This window comes from Pantoea folii (assembly GCF_056678875.1).
On record NZ_JBWXON010000002.1, the window covers coordinates 79,896 to 92,383 of the forward strand.

At 54.3% G+C, this 12,488-nt stretch carries 15 protein-coding genes; 12 read left to right on the forward strand and 3 right to left on the reverse strand.

The window, feature by feature from the left end; all coding sequences use genetic code 11:
• Window positions 1–21 precede the first annotated feature (21 nt).
• The 6 genes from pspB to tyrR all read left to right on the forward strand — a co-directional run bounded on the left by pspB (window position 22) and on the right by tyrR (window position 5,127).
• Window positions 22–249 carry an envelope stress response membrane protein PspB gene (pspB, locus tag AC1MDE_RS03885; RefSeq protein WP_034821383.1) on the forward strand — a complete coding sequence of 76 codons (228 nt, stop codon included), beginning with the start codon at window positions 22–24 and terminating at the stop codon, window positions 247–249.
• Complete coding sequence (gene pspC / locus AC1MDE_RS03890; RefSeq protein ID WP_034821381.1) at window positions 246–593, forward strand: envelope stress response membrane protein PspC; 348 nt, start codon at window positions 246–248, stop codon at window positions 591–593. The genes pspB and pspC overlap by 4 nt, the downstream gene beginning before the upstream one ends.
• A 58-nt stretch (window positions 594–651) precedes the next feature.
• On the forward strand, window positions 652–900 hold the full coding sequence (gene pspD / locus AC1MDE_RS03895) for a phage shock protein PspD (RefSeq protein ID WP_034821379.1): 249 nt from the start codon (window positions 652–654) through the stop codon (window positions 898–900).
• Entirely contained in the window at window positions 881–2,278 is a 1,398-nt protein-coding gene (locus AC1MDE_RS03900) for a YcjX family GTP-binding protein (RefSeq protein WP_058959784.1), read from the forward strand. Before pspD ends, AC1MDE_RS03900 begins: the two co-directional genes overlap by 20 nt.
• Window positions 2,275–3,348 (forward strand): YcjF family protein, encoded by a 1,074-nt coding sequence (locus tag AC1MDE_RS03905; protein WP_479398633.1) that lies wholly within the window; start codon window positions 2,275–2,277, stop codon window positions 3,346–3,348. Before AC1MDE_RS03900 ends, AC1MDE_RS03905 begins: the two co-directional genes overlap by 4 nt.
• 213 nt (window positions 3,349–3,561) lie before the next feature.
• A complete protein-coding gene (gene tyrR, locus AC1MDE_RS03910; RefSeq protein ID WP_034821366.1) occupies window positions 3,562–5,127 on the forward strand; it encodes a transcriptional regulator TyrR in 1,566 nt (521 codons plus the stop codon).
• 76 nt (window positions 5,128–5,203) lie between these two features.
• On the opposite strand, the gene tpx is transcribed toward tyrR, so the two are convergent.
• Window positions 5,204–5,707 carry a thiol peroxidase gene (tpx, locus tag AC1MDE_RS03915; RefSeq protein WP_034821364.1) on the reverse strand — a complete coding sequence of 168 codons (504 nt, stop codon included), beginning with the start codon at window positions 5,705–5,707 and terminating at the stop codon, window positions 5,204–5,206.
• A 153-nt stretch (window positions 5,708–5,860) separates the two neighbouring features.
• On the opposite strand from tpx, the gene ycjG reads away from it, so the two are divergent.
• On the forward strand, window positions 5,861–6,847 hold the full coding sequence (ycjG, locus tag AC1MDE_RS03920) for an L-Ala-D/L-Glu epimerase (protein WP_479398632.1): 987 nt from the start codon (window positions 5,861–5,863) through the stop codon (window positions 6,845–6,847).
• Here the strand turns inward: ycjG and mpaA are convergent.
• The gene (gene mpaA / locus AC1MDE_RS03925; protein WP_479402605.1) at window positions 6,816–7,529 is read right to left on the reverse strand and encodes a murein tripeptide amidase MpaA; all 714 of its coding nucleotides are present in this window, start codon (window positions 7,527–7,529) and stop codon (window positions 6,816–6,818) included. The two genes, ycjG and mpaA, sit on opposite strands and share 32 nt — an antisense overlap.
• A 211-nt stretch (window positions 7,530–7,740) precedes the next feature.
• On the opposite strand from mpaA, the gene AC1MDE_RS03930 reads away from it, so the two are divergent.
• The 4 genes from AC1MDE_RS03930 (at window position 7,741) to AC1MDE_RS03945 (ending at window position 11,010) form a co-directional block, all read left to right on the forward strand.
• Window positions 7,741–9,360 (forward strand): peptide ABC transporter substrate-binding protein, encoded by a 1,620-nt coding sequence (locus tag AC1MDE_RS03930; protein WP_480344314.1) that lies wholly within the window; start codon window positions 7,741–7,743, stop codon window positions 9,358–9,360.
• Window positions 9,361–9,439: 79 nt separating this feature from the next.
• On the forward strand, window positions 9,440–9,577 hold the full coding sequence (locus AC1MDE_RS03935; RefSeq protein WP_176505718.1) for a hypothetical protein: 138 nt from the start codon (window positions 9,440–9,442) through the stop codon (window positions 9,575–9,577).
• The gene (gene zntB, locus AC1MDE_RS03940; RefSeq protein WP_034821343.1) at window positions 9,574–10,557 is read left to right on the forward strand and encodes a zinc transporter ZntB; all 984 of its coding nucleotides are present in this window, start codon (window positions 9,574–9,576) and stop codon (window positions 10,555–10,557) included. Before AC1MDE_RS03935 ends, zntB begins: the two co-directional genes overlap by 4 nt.
• A 306-nt stretch (window positions 10,558–10,863) precedes the next feature.
• Entirely contained in the window at window positions 10,864–11,010 is a 147-nt protein-coding gene (locus AC1MDE_RS03945) for a hypothetical protein (RefSeq protein WP_167347098.1), read from the forward strand.
• Window positions 11,011–11,062: 52 nt separating this feature from the next.
• On the opposite strand, the gene ttcA is transcribed toward AC1MDE_RS03945, so the two are convergent.
• Window positions 11,063–11,998: a tRNA 2-thiocytidine(32) synthetase TtcA gene (gene ttcA / locus AC1MDE_RS03950; RefSeq protein ID WP_058959779.1), complete on the reverse strand. Its 936-nt coding sequence runs from the start codon at window positions 11,996–11,998 to the stop codon at window positions 11,063–11,065.
• A 270-nt stretch (window positions 11,999–12,268) separates the two neighbouring features.
• Here ttcA and AC1MDE_RS03955 point away from each other — a divergent pair, with 270 nt between their 5' ends.
• Window positions 12,269–12,469, forward strand: a complete 201-nt coding sequence (locus AC1MDE_RS03955; protein ID WP_034821329.1) for a DUF2767 family protein — start codon at window positions 12,269–12,271, stop codon at window positions 12,467–12,469.
• The last annotated feature ends 19 nt before the right edge of the window (window positions 12,470–12,488 follow it).

A 12,488-nucleotide genomic window follows, 5' to 3' on the forward strand; every position in this document is an offset into this window, starting at 1 on the left:
GTTAATGATTAAGGAGAGTCAATGAGCGCACTTTTTCTCGCCATACCCCTGACGATCTTCGTGCTCTTTGTGGCGCCGATCTGGTTATGGCTGCACTACAGCAACAAACGCAACGGTGGCGCGGAACTGTCATCAGGCGATATGCAGCGTCTGCAACAGCTGACGCAAGACGCGCGCCGCATGCGTGAACGTGTGGAAGCACTCGAAGCCATTCTGGATGCGGAGCATCCAAACTGGAGGCAACCATGATGAATGGCCGCAAATTGTGGCGCATCCCGCAGCAAGGCAAAGTGCGCGGCGTCTGTGCCGGTCTGGCGGAGTATCTGGATATTCCGGTGCGCCTGTTACGTGTGATTGTGGTGCTGTCGCTGTTTTTCGGGTTGTTCATGTTTACCGTGGTGGCGTACTTCATCCTGGGCTTTGTGCTGGATGAAAAGCCCGCAGATGCACCCGACCAGCATACGCCAACTGCACGTGATTTACTGGATGAGCTGGAAACATCGTTGAAAAGTGATGAGCGTAACGTGCGAGATATCGAACGCTACGTTACCTCCGAGACCTTCAGTGTGCGTAGCCGCTTCCGTCAAATCTGATTTTTTTCCGCCGGGCCCACTGCGGGTCCGCTTCACCGCATATTCTTAAGGAGTGGAGATGTACAATTCTCGTATGACTGCTCTGCGCCGCCGCGCAACACCTGCGTTGAAGTCGGCGGGGAAATTCATCATCATCAGTGCAGTAACCTATGGGCCCGGCGGGTTAGCTGGCTGGGCAGTGAAATCGGTGGCGCGTCGCCCGTTGCGCCTGCTTCTGGCGGCCGCCCTGGAACCGTTGCTGAGTAAGGCATTCAAACGCCTGTCAGCACGTTTCGTCAGGGAGATGGATGAAAAGACTGCAAAATGAACTGGCGGCGTTGATGAATCGCGGTGTTGACCGCCACTTACGCCTTGCCGTAACGGGGCTGAGCCGCAGCGGCAAAACCGCCTTTATCACCTCGCTGGTGAACCAACTTCTCAATGTACACAGCGGCGCCCGTTTGCCGCTGTTTTCCGTTGTGCGTGAAGAGCGCCTGCTGGGCGTCAAACGTGTGCCGCAGCGTGAGCTGGGGACGCCGCGTTTTACCTATGACGAAGGGCTGGCGCAACTCTATGGTACGCCTCCCATCTGGCCAACGCCGACACGCGGTGTCAGTGAAATGCGTCTGGCGCTGCGCTATCGGCCAGAGCAATCGCTGCTGCGCCACTTCAAAGATACCGCCACGCTCTATCTGGAAATCGTCGATTACCCTGGTGAATGGCTGCTCGATCTGCCGATGCTGGCGCAGGATTATCTCAGCTGGTCGCGACAGATGATGGGGTTGCTGCAGGGCGATCGTCAGCAGTGGGCGGCACACTGGCACAGCTTGTCACAGGATCTCGATCCTTTTGCCGCAGCGGATGAAAATCGTCTGGCGGAGATTGCCGCGGCCTGGACGGATTATCTGCATCAGTGCAAAACCGAGGGGTTGCACTTTATTCAGCCAGGCCGCTTTGTGCTGCCGGGCGATATGGCAGGTGCCCCGGCACTGCAGTTCTTCCCCTGGCCACAGGTGGATGAGATTCACGCCAGCAAGCTGTTGCAGGCTCCCGCAGGCAGTAACTTTGCCGTGCTGCAACAACGCTTTAACTACTACTGCCAGCATGTGGTGAAGGATTTCTACAAAAATTATTTTCTGCGATTTGACCGCCAGATCGTGCTGGTGGATTGTCTGCAACCGTTAAACAGCGGGCCGCAGGCGTTCAATGATATGCGGCTGGCACTGACGCAGTTGATGCAAAGCTTCCATTACGGGCAGCGCACGTTGTTCCGTCGTCTGTTTTCCCCGGTCATCGACAAACTCTTGTTTGCCGCCACCAAAGCCGACCATATCACGGCCGATCAGCACGCCAATATGGTGTCGCTGTTACAACAGCTGGTTCAGGATGCCTGGCAAAACGCGGCGTTTGAAGGGATCAGCATGGATTGTATTGGACTGGCGTCGGTGCAGGCCACCGAAAGTGGGCTGGTGGACCATCGTGGCGAAAAGCTGCCCGCGCTGCGCGGTCATCGTCTTCATGACGGCGAAGCGCTGACCTTCTATCCCGGCGAAGTGCCGCCACGTTTGCCCGGGCATCAGTTCTGGCAGCAGCAGGGATTTCAGTTTGAACAGTTCCGGCCGCAGCAGTTGGATGTTGATCGGCCGCTGCCGCACATTCGCATGGATGCCGCGCTGGAATTTTTACTTGGAGATAAATTGCGATGAGCGACGAAACCCCATTAAAACCGCGCATTGATTTTGCACGACCGCTTGAAGCGGAGGCGCAGCAACCACTACGTGCGGCGCAAACTTTTAGTGAGGAAAGCGAGAGCGCGTTTCTAGCCACTCAAGAGTCAGAGCCGCTGGCAGAGGGCGAAGGTGAAAAAGTGGTTGAGGCCGCGCTGCGCCCCAAACGCAGTCTCTGGCGCAAGCTGGTAGGGGCCGGCCTGGGGATTTTTGGCATCAGCGTGGTCGCACAGGGCGCTCAGTGGATGCACGATGCCTGGATCACGCGTGATTGGTTTTCACTCGGCACCGGCGTGGCTGGAAGCCTGATTGTGATTGCCGGAGCCGGGGCATTAATTGGCGAGTGGCGTCGTCTTTATCGACTGCGCCAGCGAGCCGAAGAGCGGGATATCGGGCGGGAATTACTGCACAGCCAAGGTATCGGCAAAGGCCGCGCTTTTTGCGAAAAGCTGGCCCAGCAGGCGCAGCTCGATCAGGCGCATCCGGCTTTGCAGCGCTGGCACGCGGCGCTGCATGAAACTCATAACGATCGCGAAATTGTGATGCTTTACGCGCAACTGGTGCAACCGGTGCTGGATCGTCAGGCGCATCGCGAGATCAGCCGCCACGCTGCGGAATCGACACTGATGATTGCGGTGAGTCCACTGGCGCTGGTGGACATGGCGTTTATTGCCTGGCGCAACCTGCGGCTGGTCAATCGCATTGCAGCTATTTATGGTATCGAGTTGGGGTATTTCAGCCGTATCCGCCTTTTTCGTTTAGTGTTGCTGAATATGGCCTTTGCCGGTGCTTCCGAGCTGGTGCGTGAAGTGGGGATGGATTGGATGTCGCAGGACATCGCGGCCCGTCTCTCGGCACGCGCTGCTCAGGGTATCGGTGCTGGTTTGCTAACCGCGAGATTAGGCATCAAAGCTATGGAATTATGCCGTCCGCTGCCCTGGCTGGAAGATGATAAGCCGCGTCTCGGAGATTTCCGTCGGGAACTATTGGTTCAGCTAAAAGAATCCCTGTCTAAGAGTGGGGGAAAAGCAGGGCAGACTGCTAAATAATTTCCTGTTGCTCACCTTTCACGCTGTCAATCAGGTGGAAGGTGAAATTATCTTTGTTAAATGTGATATTTGGCGGGATTATTGTGGGTCATTCCGCTACACTTCTTCACGTCACCTGCCTCAAACTGTCAACTTTTCATGACAGCCCCCTTCTGAGGCGCTGCAAGTTAGCGTATTATCACTAAAATCAAAACCTGACTAAGGCTCATCGCAATGCGTTTGGAAGTTTTCTGCCAGGACCGCATCGGTCTGGCGCGCGAGCTACTCGACCTGCTGGTTGCGCGCAACATCGACTTGCGCGGTATTGAAATTGCGCCGCTCGGTCGCATCTATCTCAACTTTTCTGCCCTTGAATTCGAACCCTTCAGCACGCTGATGGCGGAAATCCGTCGTACACCTGGCGTAACAGATGTGCGCACCGTTAGCTACATGCCCTCTGAGCGTGAACATCGCGCGTTAAGTGCATTACTCATTGCTATGCCGGAGCCGGTGTTCTCTATCGACCTTAAATGCAAGGTGGAACTCGCCAACCCGGCAGCGCAAAACCTGTTTAATCTCGATGAACAGAAGCTGCGTAATCAGAACGCCGCGACTCTGATCACCGGTTTCAATTTCCAGCGCTGGATCGAGAATGAGCGTGTGGAAGCCCAGGCACATCACGTTGTTATTCAGGGCCGTGATTTCCTGATGGAAGCCCGACCAATTTATCTGGCGGAAGAAGAGGGGCAGAGCGATCAGCCCGTCGGCGCAATGATCACGCTGAAATCCACCGCCCGTATGGGACGTCAGCTGCAAAATCTCACCGTGACGGATGAGTCGGAATTTGACCACATCGTGGCGGTGACGCCAAAAATGCGTCAGGTGATCGATCAGGCTCGTAAACTGGCGATGCACGACGCGCCACTGCTGATTGTCGGCGATACTGGCACCGGCAAAGATATGCTGGCACGCGCCTGCCATCTGCGCAGCGCACGCGGTAAAAAACCTTTTCTGGCGCTTAACTGTGCGTCTCTGCCGGATGATGTGGCCGAGAGTGAGCTGTTTGGTCACGCGGCGGGCGCTTATCCGAACGCGCTGGAAGGCAAGAAAGGTTTCTTTGAACAGGCCAATGGCGGCTCGGTGCTGCTGGATGAGATTGGTGAGATGTCACCGCGCATGCAGACAAAACTGCTGCGCTTCCTCAACGATGGCACTTTCCGTCGCGTGGGTGAAGAACATGAAGTGCATGTGGATGTGCGCGTCATTTGTGCCACGCAGAAGAACCTGATCGAGCTGGTGCAACGGGGTGAGTTCCGTGAAGACCTGTTTTACCGCCTTAATGTACTGACGCTCAATTTGCCGCCTTTACGTGAGCGCCCGCTGGACATCCTGCCGCTAACAGAGATGTTTGTGGCGCGCTTTGCCGATGAGCAGGGACTGCCGCGTCCGCGTTTGTCACCGCAGTTGGCACCGTTCCTGACGCGCTATAACTGGCCGGGTAATGTGCGGCAGTTGAAAAATGCGCTGTATCGCGCACTGACGCAGCTGGAAGGCTACGAGTTACGTCCTCAGGACATCATTCTGCCTGAGCAGGCGTTAGATGTGACGCTGGGCGAAGAAGCGATGGAAGGTTCGCTGGATGAGATCACCAGCCGTTTCGAACGTTCGGTGCTGACGCGGCTCTACTTGTCTTACCCAAGTACGCGCAAACTGGCAAAACGTCTGGGTGTGTCGCATACCGCGATTGCCAATAAACTGCGTGAATATGGGTTGGGGCAGAAGCGCGGCGAGAGCGAGTAATTTTACAGCGCTTATCTTAATGCAATAAATAAGGGCGCACTTTGTGAAGTGCGCCCTTATCACATCATATTAATGCTTACTTCAGTGCAGCCAGTGCCGCATCATAGTTGGGCTCTTCGGTGATTTCGTTCACCAATTCGCTGTAAATTACTTTGTCGTTTTCATCCAGTACCACTACTGCACGGGCAGTCAGGCCTTTCAGTGGGCCATCAGCAATCGCCACACCGTAATCTTCTTTGAACTCCGCACCGCGCAGCGCAGACAGGGTCACCACGTTGCTCACGTTTTCTGCACCGCAGAAACGAGACTGGGCAAACGGCAGATCGGCAGAGATGCACAGCACTACAGTGTTGCTGGATTCGCCAGAACGTTCGTTGAACTTGCGCACTGATGCCGCGCACACGCCGGTATCAATACTTGGGAAAATGTTCAGAACTTTGCGTTTACCTGCATACTGAGAAAGGGAGACGTCACTCAGGTCCTTTGCGACCAGAGAGAAAGCTTTTGCCTGTTCGCCAGCCTGCGGGAAGTGACCTGCAACCGGGACCGGATTGCCCTGAAAGTGAACATTCTGAGACATACGATTTCCTTTTAGCGATGAAAAAGTCTGGCATTAAGCCTGCCAGAGCAGATATAGCGTTTGTTTATGACATAATTTTGAAGGGTTTACGAGCGCATTTCGTCGCGATAGCAGATGCACATCGCAATTAAGCCACGGATTTAAGGAGAATTAATGAGAACAGTGAAGAGTTATCCAGAGGCCTGGCCGTTACATTCGCCGTTTGTTATTTCACGCGGCAGCAGGACGGAAGCGCATGTTGTGGTGGTCGAGATTGAACAGGACGGCCTGAAAGGGGTAGGTGAAGCGACTCCATACGCACGCTATGGCGAAAGTGAAGACTCGGTGCTGCAACAAATTGCCGCGCAGTTGCCTGCGATACAAAATGGTATGACGCGAGCGGAGTTGCAACAGGCATTAGCGGCCGGTGCCGCGCGGAATGCGCTTGATTGTGCCTTATGGGATCTGGAACGCCAGCAACAGAATAAAAGTTTGCAAGCGCTGTGCGGTGTTGAGTTGGCAGAGGAAATCATTACGGCGCATACGGTGAGTATTGATACACCAGAAGCGATGGCCAGCAGTGCATTAGCGTTGTGGCAACATGGTGCGCGTTTACTGAAGATAAAACTCGATCATCATTTGATCAGTGAACGTCTGGTGGCGATTCGCAGTGCCGTACCGGAAGCGACGTTAATTGTGGATGCCAATGAGTCCTGGCAGGCAGAGGGACTGGCAGCACGCTGTCAGCTACTGGCAGATTTAAACATTGCGATGCTCGAACAACCGCTTCCGTCAGCCGAAGATGCCGCATTGGCGAACTTTGTCCACCCACTTCCTATCTGTGCGGATGAGAGTTGTCACACCCGGGAGAATCTGGCGCAGTTGAAAGGGCGCTATGAGATGGTGAATATCAAGCTGGATAAAACCGGTGGATTGACGGAAGCCCTGGCGCTGGCAAATGAGGCGCGTCAGCAAGGTTTTGCAGTGATGCTCGGCTGTATGCTGTGTACTTCAAGGGCAATCCGCGCGGCGTTACCGCTGACACCGATTGCAAAATTCGCCGATCTTGACGGCCCAACCTGGCTGGCTGCCGATGTTGAGCCGTCGCTGCATTTTTCACACGGCGTGCTTAAGCCTGCGGCTGCCAGCGCAGCAGGTTAATCATCGCATCAAGGTACACATCAGTCGCTTCATCCACTGAAATGGGCGGCATCTCGGCGGTTATGCACAACAAGCCGAGATCGTCGCACCAGCTGCCAAATGATCCCGGCGTGGCATAGCCCACGCTGCTCACCACCGGTAATTGCGTTTGTTCTGCCAGCCACTTCGCAAGGTGACTGTGGTGGGGATCGTCAATGCAGGCCAGAGGCTCATGCCAGGACACCACCCAGCGCGGCTTGATTTGATGGATCAACTGACATAGCGCGCGCGTTTCCGGCTCGGAAGCGGGGCTGCTGCCCGTTGACAGCAACACATCACGTTCGTCCGCTGCGCTGTTCCAGCGATATACCGTGTCGCCATTTTGCCAGTTGGCGGCCGGGAAATTGCGGTTGAGATCGACCCCGTTGGCATTGGCACGCAGGCCCAATTGGCATCCATCCGGATTCACCGCCAGCACCACATGGTGGCGGCGCAGTGACTCCGGCAGCGTGCGCATCGCACCGGATAAGGTCGCGACGGCGGCATTTTCATCACCGTGCGTGCCGGCAATGATCAACCCACTGTCGGCATCGGCCGCCGGGGCCGGGAACCACAGCAACGGTGCGCCGAGCACCGATTGCCCATATTGTTGCCAGACCGCGTCGAGTTTGCCGCGCAGCGGGCGTGGATGATGTGACGACATGACATTCCTCTCTGAAATCGTGCAATGAGCGCATGGATAGCAAGGCGCTTCAGGATTAAAAAATGTGACCGACAATTCAGCCTCAACATAACGGTAAACAGCAGACAGGGAAATAGCTATATATCAATCAGCAATTTACGATAGAGTCACTAAAGACGCTGGCGACGCAGACCTCTTCGCAGTCGCCATTTTTTTGGGTAAAGGAGTGGTGATGACATTAACTTTCCGCAAGACGCTGGCCGCCGTAATGATTGCTGGTGTTTTCTCACCGGTGTTTGCTGCTAATGTGCCAACGGGCGCACAGTTAGCGCCGACTCAGGAAATTGTTCGCCATATCAAAGACGAACCCGCCTCGTTGGATCCCATGAAAGCCGTGGGCCTGCCAGAAATTCAGGTGATGCGCGATTTGTTCGAAGGGCTGACCAATCAGGATGCGCACGGCAAAATCGTGCCGGGCGTGGCAGAAAGCTGGCACAGCAACGACAACAAAACCTGGATCTTCACGCTGCGTAAAGATGCGCGCTGGTCTAACGGCGAACCGGTCACAGCACAGGATTTCGTTTATAGCTGGCAGCGCCTGGTGGAGCCGAAAAACAGTTCTCCCTTTGCGTGGTTTGCCGCGCTGAGTGGCATCGAAAACGCGGATGCCATCACCAAAGGGCAAATGAGTGCCGATAAGTTGGGTGTCACAGCCACCGATGCCAATCATCTCAAGGTGACGTTGTCACGCCCTGTGCCGTGGTTCCCGAGCATGGTAGCCAATGCCGCGATGTATCCGGTATCGCAGAAGGTGATTGAGCAAAATCCTGATAGCTGGACGTCGCCCGGTAAACTGGTGGGCAACGGCGCCTATCAATTGCAGGATCGCGTGGTGAACGAAAAAATAGTGTTAGTACGCAATCAACACTACTGGGATAACAGCCATTCCGTACTCACCAAAGTGACCTTTATCCCTATCAATGAAGAGTCTAGCGCCACCAAACGTTACCGCGCGGGCGATATCGATATCACCGAATCCTTCCCGAAAAATATGTATGCGCTGCTGAAAAAAGAGCTGCCAGGTCAGGTGTATACGCCGGATCAGTTGGGCACCTACTATTACGCCTTTAACACCGAAAAGGGTCCGACCGCCGATGTGCGTGTGCGTAAAGCGCTGTCATGGAGTATCGATCGCCGCATTATTGCCGAGAAAGTGTTGGGTACCGGGGAGAAACCGGCCTGGCACTTTACACCGGATGTCACCGCAGGATTTACACCGCAGCAAAGCTATCTGCAACAGCACAGCCAGCAGGAATTGAATGCACAGGCAAAAGCGCTGCTGACGTCGGCGGGCTACGGTCCCGGCAAGCCGCTGCATTTGACGCTGCTGTATAACACCTCGGAAAGCCATCAGAAGATCGCCATCGCCGTGGCGTCGATGTGGAAAAAGAACCTTGGAGTGGACGTTACGCTGCAAAACCAGGAGTGGAAAACCTACATCGACAGCCGCAACAGCGGTAACTTTGACGTGATTCGTGCGTCATGGGTCGGGGATTACAATGAACCTTCCACTTTCCTGAGTTTGCTGACCTCAACACACACCGGCAATATCGCCCGTTTCCACAGCGCGGATTATGATGCGGTGCTGACCAAAGCCAGCATGGAAGCCAGCGTAACTGCCCGCAATACCGACTACAACAAAGCGGAGCAGATCATTGCCGATCAGGCACCGATCGCCCCGATCTACCAATATACCAACGGGCGACTGATCAAACCGTGGGTCAAAGGTTATCCGATCACCAATCCCGAAGATGTCGCCTACAGCCGCGAACTGTGGATCGAAAAGCACTGATATAACGACGCTAATCAGCAGAGTGGTGTGATTGTGTGCGTCTCCATAACCGTAGCAACGGATTAAGGAGACGCATCCAATGACGATGTCGCCGCTCTCGCTTTCTGCGGATGCTCACCTTTATCTTGTCATCTTTGCTCACAGCCTGATGATTGCAACTCGTCTGCGCCACGCTAGACTGTATCGTATTGATTTTGAAAGTGAGGCGAGTCAGTGAACGTCATTGAAGGAAAAGCGTTAAAAGTTTCGGATGCCATTATCTCCTGCCAGCTCGACGGCAAAGGCGGGGTTATCCCGATTGAAGATAAAGATGTCATCAACTGTGAGCGTCCGTGCTGGCTGCATCTGAACTACACCCAACGGCAAAGTGCCGAGTGGCTGCAAAATACCCCGCTGATCCCCGATTCCGTGCGTGATGCGTTAGCGGGCGACAGCATGCGCCCACGCGTCACGCGCCTGGGCGACGGTTTTATGATAGTGCTGCGCAGTGTCAATCACAACGCCGATTCACGACCGGATCAACTCGTCGCCATGCGCGTGTTTATCAACGACAAAGTGATCGTCTCCACGCGTCGCCGCAAAGTGTATGCCATTGACGAAGTGCTGGCTGATTTGCAAAACGGTAACGGCCCGGTGGATGGCGGTAGCTGGCTGGTGGATGTTTGCGATGCGCTCACCGATCACGCCAGCGAATTTATCGAAGAGATGCACGACAAAATTATCGAGCTGGAAGATGCGTTGATGGATCAGCAGGTTCCGGCACGCGGCGAGTTAGCGCTGCTGCGTAAGCAACTGATCGTGATGCGTCGTTATATGGCGCCGCAACGTGATGTATATGCCCGTCTGGCAAGTGAAAAACTGCCGTGGATGAATGATGACGACCGTCGTCGTATGCAGGACGTTGCTGATCGTCTGGGACGCGGACTGGATGACCTCAATGCAGGCGTAGCGCGTACCGGGATTTTGGCCGATGAAGTCGCGTCTTTACTGGCAGAGTCGATGAACCGCCGCACCTATACCATGTCGCTGATGGCGATGATTTTCCTGCCAGCGACATTCCTGACAGGATTGTTTGGCGTCAACCTTGGCGGTATTCCGGGTGGTAGTTGGCCGCTGGGCTTTACCGCGTTCTGCGTACTACTGCTGGTGATGGTGGTGGGCGTGGCGATATGGCTCAAACGACGCAACTGGTTGTAATGTAAGTCTCAGGTTATAAGCGTTAACCCGCTGTTAAATAAGGTGCTGTAAGCAAAAAAGCGGGAAAAACCTGATCGATATCAATAAGTGGATCGCCTAACAGGGGCAAACTCTCTCTCGCAGGTGAATGCAACGTCAAGCGATGGGCGTTGCGCTCCATATTGTCTTACTTCCTTTTTTAGAATTACTGCATAGCACATTTGATTCGTACAACGCCGGCTAATCCGCCGGCTTTTTTTTGCCCGCTTGGCTTGGCTGTGTTTCCTTTCCTATGCTTAAAGGACATTCAGCGATAAGGAGCAGGGCATGCAAGAACTCATTGCCAGCGATCCCATTCCAACCGATCCGCCACCGATTCCAGAACCGATTCCTCATCCGCAGCCAATTCCGGAACCCGATCCTCCCTACGATCCCGAGTTTCCACCGATCATCGATCCGCCACCTCACCGGTAATAAAAAAGGCGCAGAGCCGAAGCGCTGCGCCTTAATTAGAATCGTCTGCGAATTACTTAATTTCTAACACATCCAGTCGCACGCTCATTTCCGGCGCATCTTCTTCGTCCGGCTGCCAGCCCGCAGGTTTTACCGGCAAGGTTTCGCGATCAAAGCCAATATCGCCGCCGTCGACCACTTCATCGCCGTGCTGAATGCCTTTAAAGTCGAACAAATTAATGTCCGCCATGTGCGAAGGCACAATGTTCTGCATCGCGCTGAACATGGTTTCGATACGGCCCGGATAACGTTTATCCCAGTCACGCAGCATATCGGCAACAACCTGACGCTGCAGGTTAGGCTGTGAACCACACAGGTTGCACGGAATAATCGGATACTGGCGCGCTGCAGCGAAGCGAATGATGTCTTTTTCGCGGCAGTAGGCCAGCGGACGAATGACAATATGTTTGCCATCGTCACTCATCAGTTTCGGTGGCATGCCTTTCATTTTGCCGCCGTAGAACATGTTCAGGAACAGGGTCTGCAGGATATCGTCGCGATGATGGCCCAGCGCAATCTTGGTACAGCCTAATTCGGTAGCGGTGCGGTAAAGGATCCCGCGACGCAGACGTGAACAGAGCGAACAGGTGGTCTTGCCTTCCGGAATCTTCTCTTTAACGATGGAGTAAGTATCTTCGTCAACGATTTTATACTCGACACCCTGTTCTTCCAGATACGCGGGCAGAATATGTGCCGGGAATCCTGGCTGTTTTTGGTCGAGGTTGACCGCCACCAGTGAGAAGTTCACCGGCGCGCTCTTCTGCAAACTGCGCAAAATTTCCAGCATGGTGTAGCTGTCTTTACCGCCAGACAGGCAGACCATGATGCGATCACCTTCTTCAATCATGTTGAAATCAGCAATGGCCTCGCCCACGTTACGACGCAGACGCTTCTGAAGCTTGTTCAGCTTATATTGTTCTTTCTTCGTTACTTCTTGATTTTCTGACATTATTTTCACGCTTGAGAATGAACGCAAGGGTCGTTGGCGGCTGAATAAAGCTTCAGCGGCAATAAACCCTTATGACATGAGTGCGTATGGTACGGATTGCGCAGGCGAATGCCAGTCTGATGTGATCTCTTTTCACGGATTCCTGCGATAAAACCGCACACTTTGCCAGAATAATCTGCCCATTTATTGATCTGGGTAAAGATTGTGCGCATCGCTGCCTGACAGGATGGATGAAGTGTTTTTTTAGTTTCTAAAGGTGAGGAGAGGCAGATGCAAACGTACGACATGGTTTTTGAAGAAGCGTGCCGGCTAGTCGGGCAATGTTATCTCGAGCTGGCGCAGCGCGGATCAGCAACAGAAAAAGAGGTGGTAGCGACAGAATTGCGCAATCTGCAACTGCGCTATCGGGAGTTAACCGGCTCGCCCAATCGCGCGGTAGAGATGGCGATTATTCAGCTTCAGCCCTGTTAAATCATTAAGCCCGGCCAGC

What these genes read in the sequence shown, in the direction of transcription:
- AC1MDE_RS03900 (WP_058959784.1), top strand. Translation starts at nt 881, where the DNA reads ATGAAAAGACTGCAAAATGAACTGGCGGCGTTGATGAATCGCGGTGTT.
- AC1MDE_RS03905 (WP_479398633.1), top strand. Translation starts at nt 2,275, where the DNA reads ATGAGCGACGAAACCCCATTAAAACCGCGCATTGATTTTGCACGACCG.
- pspB (WP_034821383.1), top strand. Translation starts at nt 22, where the DNA reads ATGAGCGCACTTTTTCTCGCCATACCCCTGACGATCTTCGTGCTCTTT.
- pspD (WP_034821379.1), top strand. Translation starts at nt 652, where the DNA reads ATGTACAATTCTCGTATGACTGCTCTGCGCCGCCGCGCAACACCTGCG.
- AC1MDE_RS03935 (WP_176505718.1), top strand. Translation starts at nt 9,440, where the DNA reads ATGACGATGTCGCCGCTCTCGCTTTCTGCGGATGCTCACCTTTATCTT.
- AC1MDE_RS03945 (WP_167347098.1), top strand. Translation starts at nt 10,864, where the DNA reads ATGCAAGAACTCATTGCCAGCGATCCCATTCCAACCGATCCGCCACCG.
- mpaA (WP_479402605.1), bottom strand. Translation starts at nt 7,529, where the DNA reads ATGTCGTCACATCATCCACGCCCGCTGCGCGGCAAACTCGACGCGGTC.
- tpx (WP_034821364.1), bottom strand. Translation starts at nt 5,707, where the DNA reads ATGTCTCAGAATGTTCACTTTCAGGGCAATCCGGTCCCGGTTGCAGGT.
- tyrR (WP_034821366.1), top strand. Translation starts at nt 3,562, where the DNA reads ATGCGTTTGGAAGTTTTCTGCCAGGACCGCATCGGTCTGGCGCGCGAG.
- ycjG (WP_479398632.1), top strand. Translation starts at nt 5,861, where the DNA reads ATGAGAACAGTGAAGAGTTATCCAGAGGCCTGGCCGTTACATTCGCCG.
- pspC (WP_034821381.1), top strand. Translation starts at nt 246, where the DNA reads ATGATGAATGGCCGCAAATTGTGGCGCATCCCGCAGCAAGGCAAAGTG.
- ttcA (WP_058959779.1), bottom strand. Translation starts at nt 11,998, where the DNA reads ATGTCAGAAAATCAAGAAGTAACGAAGAAAGAACAATATAAGCTGAAC.
- AC1MDE_RS03955 (WP_034821329.1), top strand. Translation starts at nt 12,269, where the DNA reads ATGCAAACGTACGACATGGTTTTTGAAGAAGCGTGCCGGCTAGTCGGG.
- AC1MDE_RS03930 (WP_480344314.1), top strand. Translation starts at nt 7,741, where the DNA reads ATGACATTAACTTTCCGCAAGACGCTGGCCGCCGTAATGATTGCTGGT.